Raw genomic sequence first — 21,960 nt, forward strand, 5'->3', positions numbered from 1 at the left:
TCACTTTCCCGCCGGCTGGCGGACACCGGCCCCGTGTGCGGTCTCCGGGAGGCATCCCCCGCTGGGGTTACCGTCCTTCGGGGGTGAGGTTCTGGATGGCGGTGAGTGGTGGGTCGAGCCGGCCGTCAGATGACCGTGCGGCCATGCGGCGGCCGTGCTCGACCACGCTCTGGGTGAGCGCGTTGAGGATCGGCAGCACGTCCGGGTCCGCGCCCACTACGTAGAGCGTGCCCGCTTCGTCGATGAAGGATTCCAGCGCGAGCCGGTCGGATCGTTCGGCGGAGCATGCGTTGCGGACGTGCAGCTGTCCCAGCGGGGCCAGGGCGCGCCGGATCAGGGCCTCGGCGTCGGCCCGGAGTTGGGGGTGCCCGGCGAGGGCTGCCTCCAGCTCGCCCGCAGCGCCGCCGGTGGACTTGGGGTGGGTGCGCAGGATGCGTACGGCGTCCGTGGTGGGGGTCGTGGCGAGCGCCCAGCGGTGCACCTCTTTGAAGGGGCGCTTCTCGAGAGCGGCGGCGTGCAGCCAGCAGCGGAGCATCGTCTCCGCGGTGGTGTGCACGGTCGCGTCGATGGGGCGGGGGGAGCGCAGCGGCGCGAGCAGAGCGGTCGCGCGGGCGGCGGCCGTGGCGCGGTCCGCGCAGCCGTGGTGCGGGGACCAGCGGAGCCGGTCGGGGGTGTCGCAGGCGTGGGTGGGGTCGAAGACGTGGACCGGGCCGAGTTTGGCGCGGGCGGCCTTCGTGGCGGCCCAGAGGTCGGGCGTGGGGGAGGCGACGAGTACGGCCCCGGGCGCTTCGAGGATGCGGGTGACCGGGTCGTACGCGGCGGGTTGTGTGTCGTCCTCGTTCCCTGGGAGAGGCGTGCTGTTCGCCCGGCGCGGTTGTGCCGCTGCCATGGCGCCCAGAAGCGGTGAGACGGCAGTCGGGGGGTCCGACCGGGGTGTCGGGGCAGGCGGTTGCTGCTCGGTGGCTGTGCCCGGTGGTGTCGTGGCGGGGGTTGCCGGCGCTGCGGGGGGCGGTACGGGCTGGGCTGTGCAGGGCGGCTCTGGCGGTGTGCCGGCCTGCGGGGGTCCGTCGGGGGACTGGCGGGGGTCCGGAGGCGCGGGAGCCGTGCCGGTGCCCGCGGCGGTGGTCGTTCCCGCCGAGTGCGGTCCGGTGTGGGTGGTGGGGTCCTCCCGGCCGCTGTCGCTCTCGCGTTCGTGGGCGTGCCGGCGTGCCAGGCGGCGGGCTTTCCGTACGGCGCGGGCCCGGGCGACGGTGGCCATCACGAAGACGGTGAGGACCACCAGGACCATCAGCTGGCTGATGAAGATGCCCCAGAAGAGTCCGTAACCGGAGAGCTGGCCGGGCGGGGTGTTCGGCCAGGCGCCCTTGATGTCGTGGGGCTCCGTGACCAGTTCCCGTATGGCGACCGGGGTGTTGGCGAAGGTGACGTCGTCCGGCCAGGCGCCGTGTGCCAGGAGGCCCGCCAGTCCGGTGGCGGTCCACACGAAGACGCACAGGCCCAGGAGGAAGGCGAGGCTGCCCACCAGCAGGCCGTCGGGGATACCTCCCCCGTGCGTACCGGCCGTACGGCGTGTCCGGTACGGGTCGTGACCCGCAGGGTGAGGGTGCTCGCGGTCGTCGTATGGCATCGGCACCGATTCAATCCGGGCGGGTCCGGCGCGGCAAGGGCTCCGCCCTGGTCAAGATCGCTGTCCTGGCCGCGCCGGGGTGGGGCTGGGGCGCTTAGGCCACCGTCGAGCCGGACGAGCGGCCCGCGGAGCGTTCCATGGCCAGGGCGCGGGCCTCGGTCTCGGCGTCCAGATCGGCGTCGAGTGCGGCGTCGAAGGGGCCGGAGTCCAGGTCGGTGGAGCTCTCCGTCATGGCGCGGTCGGTGAAGACGAGGGGTCGTTCGGCCTCGGTGACCAGGTGTTTGACGACCTGGACGTTGCCGTTGACGTCCCACACGGCGATACCGGGCGAGAGGGTCGGGATGATCTCGACGGCCCAGCGCGGCAGGCCCAGGACCTTGCCGGTGGCGCGGGCCTCGTCGGCTTTCTGGGCGTAGATCGTCCTGGTGGAGGCCATTTTGAGGATGGCGGCTGCCTCGCGTGCCGCCGCGCCGTCCACGACGTCGGACAGGTGGTGGACGACGGCGACGAACGACAGGCCCAGCCGGCGGCCGAACTTGAGCAGCCGCTGGAAGAGCTGGGCGACGAACGGGCTGTTGATGATGTGCCAGGCCTCTTCCACCAGGAAGATCCGCTTGCGCCGGTCGGGCCGGATCCAGGTGTGCTCCAGCCAGACGCCGACGATGGCCATCAGGATCGGCATGGCGATGGAGTTGCGGTCGATGTGGGAGAGGTCGAAGACGATCAGCGGGGCGTCCAGGTCGATGCCGACCGTCGTCGGGCCGTCGAACATGCCGCGCAGGTCACCGTCGACGAGGCGGTCGAGGACGAGGGCGACGTCCAGGCCCCAGTCGCGGACGTCGTCCAGCGCCACGTTCATCGCCTCGGCGGACTCCGGCTTGGGGTGCCGCAGTTGTTCGACGATGTCGGTGAGTATCGGCTGGCGGTCGGTGGTGGTGGCGTTGACGTACGAGTGCGCCACCTTGAGGGCGAAGCCGGAACGCTCGTCCAGACCGTGCCCCATCGCCACCTCGATGATGGTACGCAGCAGTGCCAGCTGGCCCGTGGTGGTGATGGACGGGTCGAGCGGGTTGAGGCGGATGCCTTGGTCCAGCGCCGCGGTCGGGTCGAGCCGGATGGGGGTGATGCCCATTTCCTCGGCGATGAGGTTCCACTCGCCCACGCCGTCCTCGCCCTGCGCGTCCAGGACCACCACCTGGCGGTCCCGGAAGCGCAGCTGGCGCAGCACGTACGTCTTCTCCAGCGCCGACTTGCCGTTGCCGGACTCGCCCAGCACCAGCCAGTGCGGGGCCGGCAGCTGCTGGCCGTACAGCTGGAAGGGGTCGTAGACGTAGCCCTTCCCGCTGTAGACCTCGCGGCCGATGATGACGCCGGAGTCGCCGAGGCCGGGCGCGGCGGTCGGCAGGTAGACGGCCTGTGCCTGGCCCGTGGACGTGCGGACGGGCAGGCGGGTCGTCTCCGTCTTGCCGAACAGGAAGCTGGTGAACGCTTCGGTGATGGCGGTCAGCGGATCGAGCGCGGCCATGCTGGCTACCTCCGGCCTGGAGCGGCGGTGCGGGGGTGGAGCGGCGGTACGGCGACGAGGCGGGCGTCATTCATGGGGGGCACCTCAGCGGCGTATGCCGGTGGCGAAGGGCAGGGTGTTGACGAAGGCACGGTGGTGCTCCCGGTCGCACCATTCCAGCTTCAGATAGCTCTTGCCCGCGGAGGCGCGGATGGTGCGCTTGTCGCGGGCCAGGGCCTCGGGGGAGCGGGACGAGACGGTGATGTATCCGACGAGGTTGACGCCGGCGGCGCCCGAGGCCAGGTCCTCACCGCGCTGGTCGACACGGCCCTGTGCGGCCACGTCACGCGGGTCCACGGTGCGGTTCATCTTCGCCGAACGGCTGGCCTCGGCCTCGTCGTTCGTCTTCTCCGTCAGCATGCGCTCGATGGCCAGCTCGGTCGGCTCCAGGTCCATCACCACGGCGACCGTGCGGATCACGTCCGGGGTGTGCACCAGCAGCGGGGCGAGGAAGTTGACGCCGACCGGAGTCATCGGCCACTCCTTGACCCACGCGGTGGCGTGGCACCACGGGTCGCGGGTGGTCGACTCGCGGGTCTTGGCCTGGAGGTACGTCGGCTCCCTCGCGTCCAGCTCGGCCGGCCAGGCGTTCCGCCGGGACATCGCCTGGATGTGGTCGATGGGGTGGTCCGGGTCGTACATGGAGTGGATGAGCGATGCCAGCCGGGCCTGGCCCAGCGGCTGCCGCACCCGGATGTCGGCCTCCGCGAGGCGTGCGCAGATGTCGGTGAGTTCCCTGGCCATCACTATGGCCAGTCCCTCGTCCCGGGAGAGTTTGCGGCCCGCGGTGCGGCGGGCCGCCTTGGCGATGGTGGCGCCCTCGGTGGCCAGCTCGCGGGTGTAGTGCATGCACGCCACCAGGTAGGCGCGGTGCTGCTCGCTGGAGGTGGACACCATCGACAGCAGCTGGTCGTAGGAGGAGCGCAGCCAGTCCGCGGCGCGCTCGTTGCCGCGCTGGGCGACGTCCTTGGCGTGCGCGTCCGGGTCGGCCGGCAGCGTACGGGCCAGCATCTGGAGCCGCGTCACATAGCCGTCGCCGTTCGCCACGTGCTTGAGCAGCGTGCCGAACCGGTCGACCAGTGCCTCCTGGTCCTCGCTGTCGCGCAGACCCACGCCGGGGCCCTCGATCTCTATGACGGCGGTCACCGTGCGCCGGTCGGCGTGCAGCAGAACGGCGATCTCGTCGGGACCGAACGGCGCCGACAGCCACGTGATACGGCCCACCCCGGGCGGCGGGCCGATCTCCACCTCACGCCCGTCGAGGGAGATGCCCGCCTCGGCGGCGTCCGAACGATACGACGTACCGCGGCGCAGCAGCCGCTTGTAGGAACGGTTGATCTCGAACCACCTGTAGAACGTGCGGCCCCGGTACGGCACGTACACCGCGGCGAGCGCGAGCGCCGGAAAGCCGACGAGGGCGGGGATACGGAAGGAGAGCACGGGGATCAGCAGGCCGCTCATCATCCCGAAGAACGCGCCGACGACGATCAGGGCGATCTCGCCCGTCTCGCGGTTCTTGCCGACGATCGCGTTCGGACGCGCCTTGCCGATCATGTACGTACGGCGTGGTGCGGGCAGGCCCGACCCCGCGGTCTGCGAGGGGGACGTCATCCGCGGTCACCTCCGGAGGGACGAGGCCGATGGGATGCGGAACCCGCCGGGCCCGGGCTGCTCTGCCGGGGCGGACGGGCCGAATGCGGGGTGCCGGTGGCGGCCGGTGCGGGAGCCGCCGGGCGGGGTGCCGCCTCCTCCGGGGCGCCGCCGCCACGGGTGCTGTGCGCGGCCACGCCGCCCGTGACGGCCGACCCCGACGGTTTGCCGCCGCCACCAGTCGAGGACGAGGCGGCGGCGGTGTTCTGGCCGCCCCGGCCGCCGTGCGTGGTGATGCCCTGCCGGACCAGCGCGGCCGGCGAGGACACGACGGCCGCCGCGCCCCGGGAGGAGGAGCGCAGGGCGTTGCGGTGGTTGGCGATGTCGTCGCCGAACCCGGGGACGAAGCGGTAGATCATCGCACTCGCGAAGATCGCCAACAGGATGATGGCCAGCCCGGAGACCACCGCGGACACCGAGTCCGGGCCGTCCCCGCCCGCGAGCGCGCCGGCGAGCCCCAGCACGATCACGATGACGGGCTTCACGAGGATCACGGCGATCATGATGCCTGCCCAGCGGCGGACATGACCCCACAGGTTCTTGTCGACCAGACCGGCGTAGACGGCCGTGCCCAGCAGGGCGCCGACGTACAGCAGCGCCGCCCGTACCACCAGTTCCAGATACAGCACGCCCGCCGCCAGCACCGACACCAGCGAGACCACGATCAGCATGATCGGGCCGCCGCCGATGTCGTCGCCCTTCTTGAGCGCCGCGGAGAACGTGCCGAAGAACTTGTCGGTCTCCTTGTCGGTGCCCGACGCCACGATGTCCGTCACCGAGTCCGTCGCCGACACCACCGTGTAGAGGATCAGCGGGGTGAACGCCGACGCCAGCACTGTCAGCCACAGGAACCCGACCGCCTCGGTGATCGCCTCCGTGAACGGCACCCCGCGCACCGCCCGCTTGGCCACCGCCAGCAGCCACAGGGTGAGCGTCAGGATGGTGGAGGCCGCGAAGACCACGGCGTACTGCCGCAGGAACTCCGTGTTGGTGAAGTCCACCTTCGTGGAGGTGTCCACCAGCTTGGCCAGCTTGTTCACCGTCCAGCTGGCGGCTTCGGCACAGCCTTTGGCGAGGGAGGAGAGGGGGTCGGCCGCGGCGGCGGGGTCGTCGAGAGGGCTGCCGGGTGTGTCGTCGCCGGCGCCGGAGTCGCAGTCCTCCTGGAAGGGGCCGGGGACGGATTCGCAATCGTCCTTCGGTTCGGCCCAGGCGTGCGGGCCGAACGCGACCGCCGCGAGCTGGAGGCCTGCCAGGACCGAACCCACGGCGAGGAAACGGCGGTGAGAATTAGCGGGCATAGGTGAAGCCTCCGAAGCTGTCCACGGCGTCCGAGATCTCCTCCGCGCCCGAGGCCCTGTTGTCGCCGTTCACGGGAGCGGGACCTTCCTTTTGCGCGAAGTCCTGTACACGCCAGTCACCGTCCGACCACTTGAGATCCAGGCTCAGTGTGAACCAATCGTTCCGTACCGGGTTGGTGGACTTCTTCCCCGCGTTGCCGAAGACGCCCGTGCACCAGACGTCGAGCTTGGCCGAGTTCTCGGTGTACTCGCGTACCTTCGTGCCCACCGGGACGGTACGGGACACGAACGTGGCGCCCTTGGTCGGGCTGCCGTCCTCGTCCAGGCCCAACGCCGCGAGGAACTTGGGCGAGTACGCCTTGTTCATCTTGCGCAGTGTGCTGTCCACACGATCCGGCGCGTAGATCCGCTGCACGATCGCCTGGCGGTCCTTCGCCTTCATCATGTCCGGCGACACCAGCGTGACAGCGTAGTTCGCCGCCGCGCTCTGTGCTCCCTGGCGGCTGTGGGGGAAGCCGGAGGGGATGCCGGCTTCCTTGTTCTTCACGGGTTTTTCACCGGAGGGTGCGGTGGAGTCCGCCCGGGGGGCGCTGCCGGAGCGGTTGTCGCCGGTGGCGGAGTCGTCGTCACCGCCGCCGCCTCCCCGGTTGGCGAAGGCGATCGCGGCGATGAGGAGGACGATGACCGCGACGACGGTGACCAGGCTGCGGCCGGGCCGTGTCGGTGGCCGGCCGTCGGTGTCGCCGCCCGGTAGGCGCGTCCGCGTCGCCGTCGGGCCGCCCTCGGGCGCGCTGTCGCTCGTGCGGGTACGCCCGTCGTACCCGTCGCCGCCACCGATGTTCATGCCGGGCTGGCCCCCTCGACCTTCGTCACTCAACTGCCGTCACTGCATTGTCTCCTCAGATGACGGTAGCGGGGGCACCGCTCGCATGTGCCGTGTGCAAGCGAGGTGTTCGGCAGCATCTCGAACGCCGGGACGGTGCGCCGGGTGCGTCGTGCCCGTTGACGGGCCGTCTACGCCGCCGGGGCGGCCTTGGACGTGGGACGTGTGTGATGCGGGTGACCGGCGCGGCCGGTCCCGCGCTGCCGCGCGCCCCCGGTGCCCCCGTGCCCCACGTCCGGGGCGTTCGGCGCTGCCGGGAGGGGGCTCCCGGGGGCGGGATGCCCGGGACGGGGGAGCGGGTCAGTCGAAGCTGGTGGCCCGGAGCCACAGGTCGAGGAGGGTGCGGTCGCCGAGGACTTCGACGCGTGGGCTGTGCGACGGCAGGCGGCGCTGGAGGACGAGCAGCAGGTCGGTGAGGGGGCCGCGCAGGGCGACGTCGGCCTTGGCGTGGCCGCGGTGCCAGCTGAGGCCGTGGGCGGGTCCTTCGGTGGCGTCCTGGGCCGGTGCGGTCAGGTCGATGACCCATTCGACGGGAGCCGCGTCGTCGGTGGCGTCGTGGGGGCCTGTGGGGGTGTCGGTGGGGTGGAGGTGCAGGCGGGCCCCGGCGCGCTCGTCGAGGAGCCGCAGGGACTCCTTGCGGGCCCGCAGTTGGGGGAGGGTGAGGAGGTGGAGCCATTCGTCCACGCAGTCGGCGGCGATCTCGGGGGAGACCTGGAAGTCGGTGCCGGCGGCGAGGCAGGCGTCGGCGCGGTGGACGACGGTCTCGTGGGTGGCGCGGCGGGCCCAGAAGGCGGGGGTGTGGTCGTCGGCCCACGACCAGGTGGGGGCGTGCGGGTCGGCCTCGCGCAGGGCGGTGACGGCGTCGCGGGCGCCGTCCGCGAACCATTCGGCGAGTTCGTCCAGGCCGGTGTCGTCGCCCGGCCCTGCGCCGCCTGCGACATCGGCGGGGCTGACGGGCTCGGTCGCACGGGTGCGGACGATGTGGGCGAACCACCGGTAGGCGCCGCCCAGGTGGACGGTCAGTTCGCGCAGGGTCCACTCGGGGCAGGTGGGGACGGGCGCGGCCAGTCGGTCGGGGCCTGCGGCGCCCAGGGCGGCCTCGAAGAGTCCGGCTTGGTGGGCGAGTTCGGCGCAGTACCGTTCGTGGTCGAATGCGTAGGCCATGGCGGCGAGGCTAGCGACCGGTCCGGGCCTGGGCCATCGCGTATGCGGGGACGGGCGTGCGCCCTGGGACGCGGGGTGGTCGTGGGGCACGGAGCGCGCCGTGGGGCGCGCATGCTGCGGCGTCCGTACCGCCGTCGGGGCCCGCATCACCCGGGCGGCCCCGACGACGGTATGAGGTGCTGTGAGGTGCTGCGTGCCCCGCGTGGGTGTCACGTGCGTTTGCGGGCGAGGGTCACTCCGTCGCGCAGGGGCAGCATGACGGACTGCATGCGGTCGTCCGCGGTGATCCTGTCGTTGATCCGGCGGATGGCGACGTCCGCCGGGCTCTGCGCCTCCGGGTCCACCACGCGGCCGGTGCGCAGTACGTTGTCGAGCACGAGGAGACCGCCGGGGCGCAGCCGGGGCACCAGTTCCTCGTAGTAGGTGGGGTAGCCCTCTTTGTCCGCGTCGATGAAGGCGAAGTCGACGAAGGGCTCCTCGGGAAGGGCGCGCAGCGTCTCGTCGGCGGGGGCGAGGCGCAGGTCGATGCGGTCGGTGAGGCCGGCGCGCTCCCAGTAGCGGCGGGCGACGGACGTCCACTCCTCGGAGATGTCGCAGGCGATCAGGCGGCCGTCGGCGGGCAGCCCGCGGGCGATGCAGACGGAGGAGTAACCGGTGAACACGCCGACCTCGACGGCGGTCCTGGCGCCCGTCAGCCGTACGAGCATGGTGAGGAACTCGCCCTCGTCGTGCGTGATCTGCATCGAGGTGCCCGGCACGAGGGCGTGGGTCTCCTCGACCAGATCGCGCAGGATGTCGTCCGCCGGCGTGCAGTGGGCCAGCAGGTAGTCGTCGAGGGCGGGGCTCACGATGTCCATGCGGCTCCTCCGGAAGCGGATGAGGGCGGGCGGGCGCCCGGGATGGGTGCTGCGCCGGTGGGGCGGCTAGACCGCCATGCCGTAGACGATGGTGAAGAGGGTGCCGAGCGAGCCGATGATGAAGACTCCGGTGAGCCCGGCGACGATCAAACCTTTCCCCTGCTCGGCGCTGAAGGTGTCGCGCAGCGCGGTCGCGCCGATGCGCTGCTTGGCAGCGCCCCAGATGGCGATGCCGAGGCAGAGCAGGATGGCCACCGCCATGATGACCTCGATCATGACGCGCGCTTCGTGCCCGAGCGAGCCGAACGGCCCCCAGTCGGGCGCGATGCCGCCGATGATGGTGGTGATATCGCCTTTGTCAGCCGCCAAGAACATGGTGAACTCACCGCCTAGTTTCAAGGTTTGTCTCTGACGGATTGTGCCATGGTCCGGTGACATCGGGGCTGTCGAGCTTGCCCGAAGTGGCCCCGCTTCGCGGTGCCTTGCCCGGCGGTGCCGAATCGATCCGTCGCGGGTGTGTGCGAGGCCCCTGGAGCTCAGCGCCGTCGGGTACCGCATCGGCCGGTGGCACGTGCGCGCCCGTGCGCCCTTGACGCCGTGACAGGTCGCTGCGGCCGGCCCTGCGGGGCCGGTGATCACGGTGTTCACCCCCGCGCCGCTCGTCCGCCGTTCCGCTTCGGCGTCCGGGCTGGAATGATGTGGGGAGTTGCCGGGTGGTGAACGGGTGTCCCCTGGGGGAGGGTTGGGGCGTGCGCCGTAAGAAAGTGTGGCTGCTGGCGATCGGCGGCGGGCTGGGTGTGCTGTCCCTGTTCGTCGCGCTGCTCGTGGTGGGCACGTACGTGGCCGCCGCGGGGCTCTTCGGTGTCGGCGGCGGGGCGGTGAGCCTCGCCAAGGGTGCGGTACCGGCCGCCTACCAGCAGCTCATCGAGAAGTGGGGCAACAAGTGCAAGGCCCTCAACCCCGCGGTGCTGGCCGCCCAGATCAACCAGGAGAGCGGCTGGAACCCCAAGGCGCGCAGCCCTGCGAACGCGCAGGGGATAGCGCAGTTCATCCCCGGGACCTGGGCCACCCACGGGGTCGACGCGAACGGTGACGGCCGAAAGGACGTACTGGACCCGGAGGACGCCATTCCGTCCGCCGCGATGTACGACTGCAAGCTGGCCAAGTACGTCAAGGACGCGCCGGGCAACGTCACCGACAACATGCTCGCGGCATACAACGCGGGACCGTACGCCGTGATCAAGTACGCGGGTGTGCCGCCGTACAGCGAGACGAAGAACTACGTGGCCACCATCCGGAAGATGGCGGAGAGCTTCACGGCGCCCACCGGCCGGCTCAACCCGACGAAGGCGGGTGCGGGGGCGATCAGCTTCGCGCAGAGCAAGCTGGGGACGCCGTATCTGTGGGGCGGCAACGGGACGCCGGAGCAGGGGGGCCGGTTCGACTGCTCGGGGCTGACGAAGGCGGCGTACAGGACGGTCGGTGTCACGCTGCCGCGGGTGGCCAATGACCAGTACAACACCGGGCCGCACCCCAAGCGGAGCGAGCTGCTCCCCGGGGACCTGGTGTTCTTCGCCTCGGACCTGACCAATTCACGCAGCATCCACCACGTCGGCATCTATGTGGGCGGTGGCAAGATGATCAACGCCCCCTACACGGGAGCCAAGATCCGGTACGACCCGATCGACACCCCGGACTACTTCGGGGCGACCCGGCCGAGCGCCAAGTGAGGGCGTGCCGTCCGTCACGTCCGGCGTGGGCGGTTGTGCGCACAGGGCAGGGATTGCGTCAACAATCCGTGAGGCACAGGCCCTGAGCTGCGTCTATGGGTCACCCTTGGGTAACGTCCTGGTGATCGTTCGGTAAGAACGGAACGGTTCACCTGCCGCCGCGCGTTTTTGTCCGCGGAATGGAACTTCCGCACCGCGACCACGGGGGGTCGTCAGCGCAGATCCAGTGATGAGCAACAGCCGAAGTGAGGGGCCGCACCGCGATGGCACTCTGGGACAACCCCGATGTCGAACTGCTCTACGACATCAACGGCCTGGCCAAGGACGCGCCCACCTGGGCCGACCGGACCATGGAGTACGTCGGGGAGTACGGCATCGCCGTCGGCCTCGTCGTACTGGGTCTGTGGGCCTGGTGGGGGGTGACCCGCAAGAGGGAGAGCCGGGAGGAAGCGCTCAGCGGCTTCGCCGGGCTCGTGTGGGCCCCGCTCGCCGCGCTGATCGCACTGGCCGTCAACATCCCCATCCGCGGTTTCGTGGAGCGGCCACGGCCCTTCCTCGACCACGACGGCGTCGAGGTCCTGGTCCAGGGCAAGACCGACTTCTCGTTCGTCAGTGACCACGCCACGCTGACCATGGCCATCGCGGTCGGCATCTTCATGGTGCAGCGCAAGCCGGGTCTCATCGCCATCGCCCTGGCCGTGCTGGAGGGCTTCTGCCGCGTATACATGGGGGTGCACTACCCCACCGACGTGGTCGGTGGCCTGGCCCTGGGCACCGCTGTCGCCCTGCTGCTCGCCCCGGTCGCCATGTGGGCCCTCACCCCGCTGGTGCGGAAGCTGGCGGGCAACGCCCGGATCGAGTCCCTGCTGTGGGCCGGCGGTACGTCCGGTGCGGGGGGCGGTGCCCTCGTGGACGAGCCCGCCGGACGGACGGCTGCGCCCCGCCGCGCCTCGGACCGCGATCTGGCGGCCTGACGACCGGCCCGGCCCCTGGGTGAGGGGGCCGTCGGCCCGTATGACGACCCTCGGCGCCCCCGTCGCATCACGCGGCGGGGGCGCTGCCGTGTGGTGCGGCCGAACGGTGCGGCCTTCCCCGCACCTGTGTACGTCACCCGGCCCGGCGCCGGGGCCTCACATGCCCGGTGCGGTCCCCGCCTGCGGCGTTCCGTCCCGCAGGTGGGTGTCGGCGTCGGTGCGGGCGCGGTCACGGGCGCGGCGGGCGGGGCCGCGCCAGCCGCAGCTGCACGACGCGGAGCAGAAGGACCCCCGCTCGGTCAGCGAGATGTGGTGCGCGGTGGGAGGGTCCGGGTGTTCGGGGGCTCGCTCTCGCACGTGACCACCGTACTCGGGCCGTGACGGGCGCCGACCGGGCCTCGTTGAACCGTCCGATCCGGACCGGCCCGCGACCGGTGCCGGCAACGACCGGACACGAGGGGTCGGCGGGAGATGACAGTGGGGCGGCTGTGGCGACGGTCGGGAGGCGGTGCGGCGACCGCTCCCCTGCTGGCGACCGCCCTGGGCGCGGCCCTCGTGGCACTCGCGCTGGCCGGCTGCTCGGGCGACGGTGCCGTGGCCACCGACGGCCTGCCGACGGCGGCCCGTGACGCGGGCCCGGGCCGGGCGGCCGTCGTGGCTGCGGCCCGGACACTGTCCCGCGCCGGGAGCGCACGGGTGCACACCGCCATGGAGATGTCCAGCGGCGCCACCCGCGTCACCATCGAGGGCCACGGCGTCTTCGACCTGGCCCGCGGCACCGGCAGGCTGCGCGTCACCCTGCCGCCCGGCGCGGACGGGGCGCCGCCCGGGGAGCGCCGCCCGGTCACCGAGCTGCTCACGCCCGGTTCGCTCTACATGCGCAACCGGGCCGGGGTGCCCGCCGACAAGTGGGTACGGGTGGCGACGGCCGGCCTCCCCGACGGGAATCTGGTGACGGGCGGGGCCACCGACCCGCTGACTGCGGCACGGCTGCTGCGCGGGGCCCGCCGGACCGCTTTCGAGGGCACCGCCGAGCTGGACGGCGTCCGGGTGTGGCACTACAGCGGGGTGGTCGACATCGAGCGGGCCGCCGCCGGGGCCCCACGTCAGGCGCGGCGTCAGCTCCGTGCGGCGGAGAAAGGGTTCTCCGGGCGGACGGTCCCCTTCGACGCCTATCTCGACGGGCGGGGCCGGCTGCGGAAGGTCCAGCACCGGTTCGCCTTCACCACGGACGCGCGGGGCAACACCGTCGAGGCGACGGCCCCGGGCGGGCGGAACGGCAGCACGGGCGAGCCGACGCCCGAGGTGGACCTGACGGTCACCTCCACCACGACGCTGCACGACTTCGGCGCTCCCGTGCACCTCACCATGCCGGAGCCGGGGGACATCTGGGCGGGCACCATCGCCGTTCCCTAGCCGGGGCGGCCGGAGATCGGTCCGGTAAATGGTTCGGAAGTGCCATGCGCGGACCGTGGGGCACTCCCTACGCTGGGAGGCCGGGCCCCCGGCCCAGCCGTGGCATTCCGCCCGGTGATCCGTGGAGCACGGGAGGTGATTCGTGTGCCTGTACGGAAGCGTGACGACAGGGGCGACGGCCGTGGGGGCCACCCCCGCGGGCGCTCACTGTTGCAGGATCACCAGGACCACGCAGCCCTCGCCGAGATCGAACTGTGCGGCGAACTGATGATCGCCGCCTCCGCGGCCGAGGGTCCGCTGACGCTGGCCCGTATCGACGAGGTCCTGCGCCACGCCGCGGCCGAACTGGACGACGTACCCGGCCCCCTCCGCTGAGGCGGCCGGTTCCGGGACGCGGAGCCGGTCCGCTCCCGGCCGCTGCGCCGGTCCGCGGCCGTCGGTCGGGGCCGTCAGCCAGGGCCGTCGGTCCGGCAACGCTTGCGGGCCCGCCACCCGGTCCGCTTCCCGACGTTGGTCCGGCCGGCTCCCGCCGTTGGTGCGGAACGCGTGCGCTCCCGTCAGGCCCGGAGCGCTTCCGGAGGCTGATCCGGCCGTCCCCGGCCCGCCCGCCGCTCCGGGCCGCTTCGATCCGGCCGCCTTGCGCCCGCCGGGCCCCGTCCCCTCCGCTGAAGCCGCCAGGCTGGGCCGGCCCCGACCACAGGGCGTGGCGGTGCGGACAACGGGAGTGCGGCCGTGCCGGCCGGTGGGGCTCAGGTGCGCAGGAGGCGGGCGATGGCCGCTGTGGCCTCCTCGACCTTGGCGTCCATCTCCGCGCCGCCGTCCTGTGCGGCGTGGGCGACGCAGTGCCGCAGGTGTTCCTCCAGGAGCTGGAGGGCGAAGGACTGGAGAGCCTTGGTGGAGGCCGAGACCTGGGTGAGTATGTCGATGCAGTAGACGTCCTCGTCCACCATCCGCTGCAGGCCGCGGATCTGGCCCTCGATGCGGCGCAGTCGCTTGACGTGAGCGTCCTTGTTCTTGGTGTAGCCGTGCTCGCCCGTGGCCGCGTGTGCGGAGCAGCACTCGGAGGTGGCTTCGGCCACGGTGTTCGGTGTGTCCGGCGCGGTCTGCGGGGGCGTCATGCGGTCCTCCAGGTGGTGACGAGGGGCGGTCGAAGGCCGTGACCCCGGGCCTCTGATACCCCTACTGGGTATATGATACCGGACTTCTCGGAGCCCGCTTCAGGGCGCGGGCCTCCATGGGTGACACTGGGGGAGGCCGGTTCGCTGTGGCCGGATGATGCGCCTAGCATCAACGAGACCGTCATCGATGCATCCGAGGACCCCCAGTGCGCTTTCGTCTGACCCCCAGGGAGACGAGCTTCTACGACATGTTCGCGGCCTCCGCGGACAACATCGTGACCGGCTCCAAGCTCCTCATGGAACTGCTCGGGGCGGATTCCTCCGCGCGAACCGAGATCTCCGAACGGATGCGCGCGGCGGAGCACGCGGGTGACGACGCGACACACGCGATCTTCCACCAGCTCAACTCCTCCTTCATCACCCCGTTCGACCGTGAGGACATCTACAACCTGGCGTCCTCCCTCGACGACATCATGGACTTCATGGAGGAGGCCGTCGACCTCGTCGTCCTCTACCAGATCGAGGAGCTCCCCAAGGGGGTCGAGCAGCAGATCGAGGTGCTGTCGCGGGCGGCGGAGCTGACGGCCGAGGCCATGCCGAACCTGCGCACGATGGCCAACCTCACCGAGTACTGGATCGAGGTCAACCGGCTGGAGAACCAGGCCGACCAGATCCACCGCAAGCTGCTGGCGCACCTGTTCAACGGCAAGTACGACGCCATCGAGGTCATGAAGCTCAAGCAGGTCGTGGATGTGCTGGAGGAGGCCGCGGACGCGTTCGAGCACGTGGCCAACACCGTCGAGACCATCGCGGTCAAGGAGTCCTGAACTTCCGTGGACACCTTCGCGCTGATCGTGACCGTCGGTGTCGCGCTCTTCTTCACCTATACGAACGGCTTCCACGACTCGGCGAACGCCATCGCGACGTCGGTCTCCACCCGGGCGCTCACCCCGCGCGCCGCACTGGCCATGGCCGCCGTGATGAACCTCGCGGGTGCCTTCCTGGGCAGCGGGGTCGCCAAGACGGTGAGCGAGGGGCTGATCGTGACCCCGCACGGCGAGGCGGGCATGGGCATCCTGTTCGCCGCGCTCGTGGGGGCCATCGCCTGGAACCTCATCACCTGGTACTTCGGGCTCCCGTCGTCCTCCAGCCACGCGTTGTTCGGCGGCATGGTGGGCGCGGCGCTGGCCGGCGGCATCACCGTCTTCTGGTCCGGGGTGATCGAGAAGATCGTCCTGCCGATGTTCCTCTCGCCCATCATCGGCCTGGTCCTCGGCTACTTCGTGATGTGCGTCATCCTGTGGCTCTTCCGCAAGTCCAACCCGCACCGGGCGAAGCGGGGCTTCCGCATCGCGCAGACGGTCTCCGCGGCGGGGATGGCCCTGGGGCACGGTCTCCAGGACGCGCAGAAGACCATGGGTGTCGTGGTGATGGCGCTCACCATCGCGGACGTCCAGGAGCACAACGAGATCCCGGTGTGGGTCAAGATCGCCTGCGCCGCGATGCTGTCGCTGGGCACCTACGCGGGCGGCTGGCGCATCATGCGGACCCTGGGCCGGCGGATCATCGAGCTGGACCCGCCGCAGGGTTTCGCGGCGGAGACGACCGCGGCGTCCGTGATGTACACCGCGTCCTTCATGTTCCACGCGCCCATCTCGACCACGCATGTGATCACCTCGGCGATCATGGGTGTCGGTGCGACGAAGCGGGTCAGCGCGGTGCGGTGGGGCGTCGCCAAGAACATCATCGTGGGCTGGTTCATCACCATGCCCGCGGCGGCGGTCGTCGCGGCCGTCATCTACTGGGCGGTCAAGCTGGTCTTCGGCTGACGGCGCCCGTCTCTCCGCTTCCCTTCCGCTGCCCCGCCCTCCTCGGCGTCCCCGTACGAGGAGGGCGGGGCAGCGGTACGAGGAGCCCGCGGTGGCACCGCCATGCCGCACCGCGGGCAGTCTCGGGGCCGGACCCCTTGGGGGGTCAGCCGAAGCGGCCGGAGATGTAGTCCTCGGTGGCCTGCACCGACGGGTTGGAGAAGATGCGCTCGGTGTCGTCGATCTCGACGAGCTTGCCGGGCGCGCCCACTTCGGCGAGGTTGAAGAAGGCGGTGCGGTCGGACACGCGTGCCGCCTGCTGCATGTTGTGGGTGACGATCACGATGGTGAACCGCGACTTGAGTTCCCCGATCAGGTCCTCGATGGCGAGGGTGGATATCGGGTCGAGCGCGGAGCAGGGCTCGTCCATCAGCAGCACCTGGGGTTCCACCGCGATGGCCCGGGCGATGCACAGCCGCTGCTGCTGGCCGCCGGACAGGCCGGAGCCGGGGCGGCCGAGCCGGTCCTTGACCTCGTTCCACAGGTTGGCGCCCTTGAGGGACCGTTCGACGATGTCGTCGAGTTCGCTCTTGCGGTGGTTGCCGTTGAGCCGCAGGCCGGCCGCGACGTTGTCGTAGATCGACATGGTCGGGAAGGGGTTGGGCCGCTGGAAGACCATGCCGATGGTGCGGCGGACGGAGACGGGGTCCACGTCGCTGCCGTACAGGTCCTCGTCGTCCAGCATCACCTTGCCCTCGACGCGTCCGCCGGGGGTGACCTCGTGCATGCGGTTGAGGGTGCGCAGGAAGGTGGACTTGCCGCAGCCGGAGGGGCCGATGAAGGCGGTCACGGAGCGCGGCTCGATCGTCATGGAGATGTCGTCGATGGCGCGGAAGCCGCCGTAGTAGGCGGAGAGGCCGCTGACGTCGATGCGCTTGGCCATGGGAATCACTGCCTTAGTGCTTGGGGGCCTTCCAGCGGGCTATGCCGCGGGCGACCAGGTTGAGGATCATGACGAAGGCGATCAGCACGAGGGCGGCGGCCCAGGCGCGGTCGTAGGACGGCTCGTTGCCGTTGGCCCACTGCTCGTAGACGTAGTAGGGCAGTGAGGACTGAGCGCCCTCGAAGGGGTTGGCGTTGATCTGGGCGGAGCCGAAGACCAGCAGCAGGATCGGGGCCGACTCGCCGGCCACGCGGGCGACGGCCAGCATGATGCCGGTGGTGATGCCGCCGACCGCGGTCGGCAGGACGACCTTGAGGATGGTCTTCCACTTCGGTACGCCCAGCGCCAGCGACGCCTCGCGCAGCTCGTTGGGGACGAGCTTGAGCATTTCCTCCGTCGAGCGGACGACGATCGGCATCATCAGGATCGCCAGCGCCATGGCGCCCGCGAACCCGGAGTAGCCGAAGTCGAGGATGATGATCCAGAACGAGAGGACGAAGAGCCCGGCCACGATGGAGGGGATGCCGGTCATGACGTCCACGAAGAAGGTGACGGCCTTGGCGAGCCGTCCGGTGCCGTACTCGACCAGGTAGATCGCGGTGAGCAGCCCGACCGGGGCGGCGATCAGGGTGGCGAGGGCGACCTGTTCGAGGGTGCCGATCAGTGCGTGGTAGATCCCGCCGCCGGCCTCCATGGTGATGACGCCGTTCATGGAGTGGCTGAGGAAGTAGCCGTCGAGGACCTTCACCCCGCGGGCGATCGTCTCCCAGATGAGGGAGGCCAGCGGGATGACGGCCAGCAGGAAGCTGACCCAGATGAAACTGGTGGCCAGCCGGTCCTTGGCCTGCCGGGCGCCTTCGACGGCGCCGGCCAGTACGGCGGTGAGGGCCACGTACAGCACGGCGGCGATCAGGCCCCACTGGATGCGGCTGTCGAGCCCGCCGATCAGGCCGATGCCGCAGCCGAGGGCGACGGCGAGGGCGGCCAGTCCGGCGGGGGCCCAGCGCGGCAGCCGGGGGCGGCGCAGTGTGGGGGTGGGGGCGGCGGCGTCACGGGGCGCGGCGTCGGCCATGACGGTCTGGCTCATGCGTTCGCTCCCGTGTACTCCTTGCGGCGCGCGATGATCAGTCGTGCCGCACCGTTGACCAGCAGGGTGATGACGAACAGGACGAGGCCGGAGGCGATCAGCGCGTCCCGGCCCATGGACCCGGCCTCCTTGAAGCCCGCGGCGATGTTCTGCGCGAACGTGCCGCCGCCGGGCTCCAGCAGGCTGGCCTGGATGACGAAGCTGGGGGAGAGGACCGTGGCGACGGCCATGGTCTCGCCCAGCGCGCGGCCCAGGCCCAGCATGGAGGCGCTGATGACGCCGGACCGGCCGAAGGGCAGCACCGAGATGCGGATGACCTCCCAGCGGGTGGCGCCCAGGGCGAGGGCCGCCTCCTCGTGCATCTTGGGGGCCTGCCGGAAGACTTCGCGGGAGACGTTGGTGACGATCGGCAGGATCATGATGGCGAGCAGGATCCCGGCGGTGAACAGGGAGCGGGCGGCGCCGCCCTCGTAGCTGAAGATGCCGGTCCAGCCGAGGTAGTCGTCCAGCCACGCGTACAGACCGGTGAGGTGGGGGACGAGGAAGAGCGCGCCCCACAGGCCGTAGACGATGGAGGGGACGGCGGCCAGCAGGTCGATGACGTAGCCCAGCGGGGTCGCGAGCCTGCGCGGCGCGTAGTGCGAGATGAACAGCGCGATGCCCACGGCGATCGGTACGGCGACGACCATCGCGACGAGGGAGCTGACGACGGTGCCGAAGGCGAGGACCGCGATGCCGAACCGGGGCGGGTCGGCGTTGGCGTCCCATTCGAAGGCGGTGAGGAAGTTCGCCTCGTCGGCGCTGATGGCGAGTGCGGCCCGCCAGGCGAGGAAGACGGCGATCGCGGCCATGATCACCAGGAGGGTGATCCCGGAGCCCCGGGAGAGGCCGAGGAATATGCGGTCGCCCTTGCGGGTGTCCCCCCGCGTGGGCCCCGCCGGGGCGGGTGGGTTTTCGGTAGCCATGGTTTCTCCGGTCTGGCTGGTGCGGAGCGCCGCACGGCGGGCGTGCTGCGGTCCTTTGGCGGTGCACCGGATCGTTCCGCCGTGCCACGTACCCGGATGATCCGGGACAAAAGGGGTGCGGCTCGGCATGGGTGGGGCGGGCGGCGGTGCCGTGGCACCGCCGGACCACACCGTCGGGCTGGTGCCGGGGCGGCGGAAGGAGCCGCGTTCCCGGCGGGGAGGGTTACTTCAGGCTGTCGACCGTGGAGCGGACCTTGGTGATGATCTCGTCCGGGATGGGGGCGTAGCCCTTCTCCGCGAGGGACTTCTGGCCGTCCTCGCTCGCGGTGTACTTCAGGAAGGACTTCGTCGCGTCCAGGGACTCCTTCTTGTTGCCCTTGTCGCAGACGATCTCGTACGTCACCAGGACGATCGGGTAGGCGTCCTCGGCCTTGGTCTTGTAGTTCAGCTCCAGCGACAGGTCCTTGCCCTGGCCGACGACCTTGGCGTCCGCGATGGCCTTCGAGGCGTTGTCGGTGGTGGCCTCGACGGGCTCCTTGGCGCCGGTGTCCAGCTTGACCGTGCTCAGGTCGTTGCCCGTGGCGTAGGACAGCTCGACGTAGCCGATGGCGCCGTCGTTCTGCTTGACGTTGGTGGCGATGCCGGACGAGCCGTCGGCGCCCTGGCCGCCCTTGCCGGCCCACGCCTTGGCGGGCTCGTGCTTCCAGGAGGAGGGGGCCGCGGTGTTGAGGTACTTGGTGAAGTTGTCGGTGGTGCCCGACTCGTCGGAGCGGTGGAACGCCTGGATCTTGGTGCCCGGCAGATCGGCGTCCGGGTTGAGCTTCTTGATGGCCGGGTCGTTCCACTTGGTGATCTTCGAGTCGAAGATCTTGGCCAGGGTGTCGGCGTCCAGCACCAGGTCGTCCACGCCGTCGAGCTTGTAGGCGACGGCCACCGGGCCGCCGACCATCGGCAGGTCGATGGCCTGCCCGCTCTTGCAGACCTTCTTGGACTTGGCGACCTCGTCTGGCTTCAGCGCCGAGTCGGAGCCCGCGAAGGCGGTCTTGCCCTGGAGGAACTCCTGGATGCCGGCGCCCGAACCGGTCGGCTTGTAGTTGAGCTGGGTGCCGCTGCAGGCCGACTGGTAGGTCTGGGTCCACACGTCCATGGCGTTCTTCTGGGCGCTGGAGCCCGAGGCCAGGAGCTTGCCCTCGCCGTCGCACTTGATGTTGCTGGCGGCCTTGCTCGTCTCGCTGCCGGAGCCGCCGGAGTTGTCGTCCGAGCCGCAGGCGCTCAGAACCAGGGCGCCAGAGACCACGAGAGCGCCGACAGCTGCGGTGCGGAGCCGGATCGTGCGCTGAAGCTTCACTTTCGTTCAGTTCCTTCCTGGGCCCGGGAGCGACGACCGGCCGGCCGTCGGGCTCTCTGGCTATGGGGCGCGGTTCCGGTTTCGCGGGGTGCCGCGCTCTTCGTAAGGCCGAAATTAGACAGATCAGGTGACGTGGCCGACGGAGCTGAGTGAACGCAGAGTGAACCTCGGCGGTCAGCCCGGTGCGTGCCCCGGGGAGGGCCGCACAGTACGCACTGCTTGATACTCGTCAGTACGTTCCTCTGTTGTCTTTCCGGTCGGCATGGCACTATCCGCTGCACTGGCCTGAGTTGACCATACAAACAGGGGGTGGCCCGGGTGAGACGGCCGCTGAGCAGCTCGACCCTCCCGACGTCCGGCAGGCGTGGCCCACTCATGGTGGTCTGCACCATGGCCCTGCTGATGGGGCCGGCACTCGGCACCGCCTACGCCGACCCGCAACCGCCCGATGCGAGCGGTACGGCGCGGCGGAGCGGCGGGGGTGCGAGCCTGGAGGAGATCCGCAAACAGATCGAGCGGCTGCACGACAGGGCCGGGTCGGCGACGGACGCCTACAACGCGGCGGAGGCCGCGGTCAAGAAGCAGCAGAAGCGCATCGTCCGGCTGGCCAAGCGGATCGATGCCACCCAGGGCAAACTGGACAAGCTCAACAAGACGGCCGGCGCGATGGCCCGCGCCCAGTACCGCAACGGCGGCATGCCACCCCACGCCAGGCTGATGCTCAGCGACGACCCGGAGGACTTCCTGGACGGGCTCTCGCTCGCCCACAAGGGTCAGCAGGCCACCCGTTCCTTCCTCGACACCCTCACCGAGACCCGCTCCTCGCTGCGCGGTGACGCCAAGGAGGCCAGTGACGAGTGGCGTCAGCTGGAGAGGACCCGCAAGAAGAAGGCCGCGGCGAAGAAGAAGATCACCGCGCAGCTGAAGAAGGCGAAGAAGATCGAGTCGGGCCTCAAGAAGGAGGAGCGGGAGCGGCTGCGCCGGCTGGAGGAGGACGCGGCGAAGGCGCGGCAGGCCAAGTGGCTGAAGTCGGGTGCGCTCGACGGCGTCGGCGGCAAGGCGTCACCGGCCGGCCGGAAGGCCCTCGCGTGGGCGACCAAGCAGCTCGGCAAGGACTACGTGTGGGGTGCCGAGGGCCCCGACACCTTCGACTGCTCGGGTCTGACGATGCGCGCCTGGGAGGCCGCGGGGGTACGGATCCCGCGCACCTCGCAGGAGCAGTGGCGGCAGCTGCCGCACGTGCCGGTCGCGAAGATGCGACCGGGCGACCTGATCATCTACAAGAAGGACGCCAGCCACGTGGGGATCTACGTGGGCGACGGTGCGCTGCTGCACGCGCCGCGTACGGGGCGGCAGATCACGATCGAGGGCGCCGGTTCGATGCCAATCCTGGGGGTTGTGCGGCCCGACAAGTGAGCGGCGTCACGGCGACGTGCACCATTGTGGCCTGTTTCCTTCCTCTTCTGTTCGCTCTGTGGTCGTTCGGCGGCTTCCGGCGCGTGAGCTTGGTCATGTACTGACCAGCGAT

The 21,960-nt window shown here is 70.7% G+C and carries 21 protein-coding genes; 7 read left to right on the forward strand and 14 right to left on the reverse strand.

The genetic code is table 11. The annotated features are described in order from the left end of the window. Window positions 1–67: 67 nt before the first annotated feature. The 8 genes from IO40_RS0122240 to IO40_RS0122275 form a co-directional block, all read right to left on the reverse strand. Window positions 68–1,627 (reverse strand): type IV secretory system conjugative DNA transfer family protein, encoded by a 1,560-nt coding sequence (locus IO40_RS0122240; RefSeq protein WP_031175991.1) that lies wholly within the window; start codon window positions 1,625–1,627, stop codon window positions 68–70. A 94-nt stretch (window positions 1,628–1,721) separates the two neighbouring features. Next, window positions 1,722–3,152 carry an ATP-binding protein gene (locus tag IO40_RS0122245; protein WP_016472242.1) on the reverse strand — a complete coding sequence of 477 codons (1,431 nt, stop codon included), beginning with the start codon at window positions 3,150–3,152 and terminating at the stop codon, window positions 1,722–1,724. Between the two features lie 84 nt (window positions 3,153–3,236). Further along, a complete protein-coding gene (locus IO40_RS0122250; RefSeq protein ID WP_030409790.1) occupies window positions 3,237–4,802 on the reverse strand; it encodes an SCO6880 family protein in 1,566 nt (521 codons plus the stop codon). Further along, a complete protein-coding gene (locus tag IO40_RS0122255) occupies window positions 4,799–6,139 on the reverse strand; it encodes a hypothetical protein (protein WP_031175992.1) in 1,341 nt (446 codons plus the stop codon). Before IO40_RS0122255 ends, IO40_RS0122250 begins: the two co-directional genes overlap by 4 nt. Beyond that, window positions 6,129–6,983, reverse strand: coding sequence for a DUF8175 domain-containg protein (locus IO40_RS0122260; protein WP_031175993.1), 855 nt, complete (start codon window positions 6,981–6,983; stop codon window positions 6,129–6,131). Before IO40_RS0122260 ends, IO40_RS0122255 begins: the two co-directional genes overlap by 11 nt. A gap of 339 nt (window positions 6,984–7,322) precedes the next feature. After that, the gene (locus IO40_RS0122265) at window positions 7,323–8,186 is read right to left on the reverse strand and encodes a maleylpyruvate isomerase family mycothiol-dependent enzyme (protein WP_031175994.1); all 864 of its coding nucleotides are present in this window, start codon (window positions 8,184–8,186) and stop codon (window positions 7,323–7,325) included. 209 nt (window positions 8,187–8,395) lie between these two features. Continuing rightward, entirely contained in the window at window positions 8,396–9,043 is a 648-nt protein-coding gene (locus IO40_RS0122270) for an O-methyltransferase (protein WP_016472247.1), read from the reverse strand. A gap of 66 nt (window positions 9,044–9,109) precedes the next feature. Then, entirely contained in the window at window positions 9,110–9,418 is a 309-nt protein-coding gene (locus tag IO40_RS0122275; RefSeq protein WP_016472248.1) for a hypothetical protein, read from the reverse strand. A gap of 374 nt (window positions 9,419–9,792) precedes the next feature. Between IO40_RS0122275 and IO40_RS0122280 the strand changes: the two genes are divergently transcribed. Then, window positions 9,793–10,773, forward strand: coding sequence for a C40 family peptidase (locus IO40_RS0122280; RefSeq protein ID WP_016472249.1), 981 nt, complete (start codon window positions 9,793–9,795; stop codon window positions 10,771–10,773). A gap of 263 nt (window positions 10,774–11,036) precedes the next feature. Further along, window positions 11,037–11,747 (forward strand): phosphatase PAP2 family protein, encoded by a 711-nt coding sequence (locus IO40_RS0122285; protein ID WP_031175995.1) that lies wholly within the window; start codon window positions 11,037–11,039, stop codon window positions 11,745–11,747. A 156-nt stretch (window positions 11,748–11,903) separates the two neighbouring features. On the opposite strand, the gene IO40_RS0122290 is transcribed toward IO40_RS0122285, so the two are convergent. Further along, on the reverse strand, window positions 11,904–12,104 hold the full coding sequence (locus IO40_RS0122290; RefSeq protein WP_031175996.1) for a hypothetical protein: 201 nt from the start codon (window positions 12,102–12,104) through the stop codon (window positions 11,904–11,906). Between the two features lie 114 nt (window positions 12,105–12,218). On the opposite strand from IO40_RS0122290, the gene IO40_RS0122295 reads away from it, so the two are divergent. Together IO40_RS0122295 and IO40_RS33910 are read left to right on the forward strand one after the other, a co-directional pair. After that, window positions 12,219–13,163 carry an SCO4651 family lipoprotein gene (locus tag IO40_RS0122295; protein WP_031175997.1) on the forward strand — a complete coding sequence of 315 codons (945 nt, stop codon included), beginning with the start codon at window positions 12,219–12,221 and terminating at the stop codon, window positions 13,161–13,163. A gap of 144 nt (window positions 13,164–13,307) precedes the next feature. Beyond that, the gene (locus tag IO40_RS33910; RefSeq protein WP_016472253.1) at window positions 13,308–13,538 is read left to right on the forward strand and encodes a hypothetical protein; all 231 of its coding nucleotides are present in this window, start codon (window positions 13,308–13,310) and stop codon (window positions 13,536–13,538) included. A gap of 374 nt (window positions 13,539–13,912) precedes the next feature. Here IO40_RS33910 and IO40_RS0122305 read toward each other — a convergent pair whose 3' ends face one another. Next, window positions 13,913–14,281, reverse strand: a complete 369-nt coding sequence (locus IO40_RS0122305) for a metal-sensitive transcriptional regulator (protein ID WP_016472254.1) — start codon at window positions 14,279–14,281, stop codon at window positions 13,913–13,915. A 206-nt stretch (window positions 14,282–14,487) separates the two neighbouring features. Here IO40_RS0122305 and IO40_RS0122310 point away from each other — a divergent pair, with 206 nt between their 5' ends. Continuing rightward, window positions 14,488–15,108: a DUF47 domain-containing protein gene (locus tag IO40_RS0122310; RefSeq protein ID WP_016472255.1), complete on the forward strand. Its 621-nt coding sequence runs from the start codon at window positions 14,488–14,490 to the stop codon at window positions 15,106–15,108. 6 nt (window positions 15,109–15,114) lie between these two features. Continuing rightward, window positions 15,115–16,110, forward strand: coding sequence for an inorganic phosphate transporter (locus tag IO40_RS0122315; RefSeq protein WP_031175998.1), 996 nt, complete (start codon window positions 15,115–15,117; stop codon window positions 16,108–16,110). A 145-nt stretch (window positions 16,111–16,255) separates the two neighbouring features. On the opposite strand, the gene pstB is transcribed toward IO40_RS0122315, so the two are convergent. The 4 genes from pstB to pstS all read right to left on the reverse strand — a co-directional run bounded on the left by pstB (window position 16,256) and on the right by pstS (window position 20,432). Next, window positions 16,256–17,032 carry a phosphate ABC transporter ATP-binding protein PstB gene (pstB, locus tag IO40_RS0122320; RefSeq protein WP_016472257.1) on the reverse strand — a complete coding sequence of 259 codons (777 nt, stop codon included), beginning with the start codon at window positions 17,030–17,032 and terminating at the stop codon, window positions 16,256–16,258. Between the two features lie 13 nt (window positions 17,033–17,045). Then, window positions 17,046–18,119, reverse strand: coding sequence for a phosphate ABC transporter permease PstA (gene pstA, locus IO40_RS0122325; RefSeq protein ID WP_030407986.1), 1,074 nt, complete (start codon window positions 18,117–18,119; stop codon window positions 17,046–17,048). Continuing rightward, window positions 18,116–19,084, reverse strand: coding sequence for a phosphate ABC transporter permease subunit PstC (gene pstC, locus IO40_RS0122330; RefSeq protein WP_031175999.1), 969 nt, complete (start codon window positions 19,082–19,084; stop codon window positions 18,116–18,118). Before pstC ends, pstA begins: the two co-directional genes overlap by 4 nt. A gap of 223 nt (window positions 19,085–19,307) precedes the next feature. Next, window positions 19,308–20,432 carry a phosphate ABC transporter substrate-binding protein PstS gene (gene pstS / locus IO40_RS0122335; protein ID WP_031176000.1) on the reverse strand — a complete coding sequence of 375 codons (1,125 nt, stop codon included), beginning with the start codon at window positions 20,430–20,432 and terminating at the stop codon, window positions 19,308–19,310. 375 nt (window positions 20,433–20,807) lie between these two features. On the opposite strand from pstS, the gene IO40_RS0122340 reads away from it, so the two are divergent. After that, window positions 20,808–21,848: a C40 family peptidase gene (locus tag IO40_RS0122340; RefSeq protein ID WP_016472261.1), complete on the forward strand. Its 1,041-nt coding sequence runs from the start codon at window positions 20,808–20,810 to the stop codon at window positions 21,846–21,848. Window positions 21,849–21,960 lie beyond the last annotated feature (112 nt).

The organism is Streptomyces albus subsp. albus (genome assembly GCF_000725885.1).
In the GTDB taxonomy this organism is placed as follows: Bacteria; Actinomycetota; Actinomycetes; order Streptomycetales; family Streptomycetaceae; genus Streptomyces; species Streptomyces albus.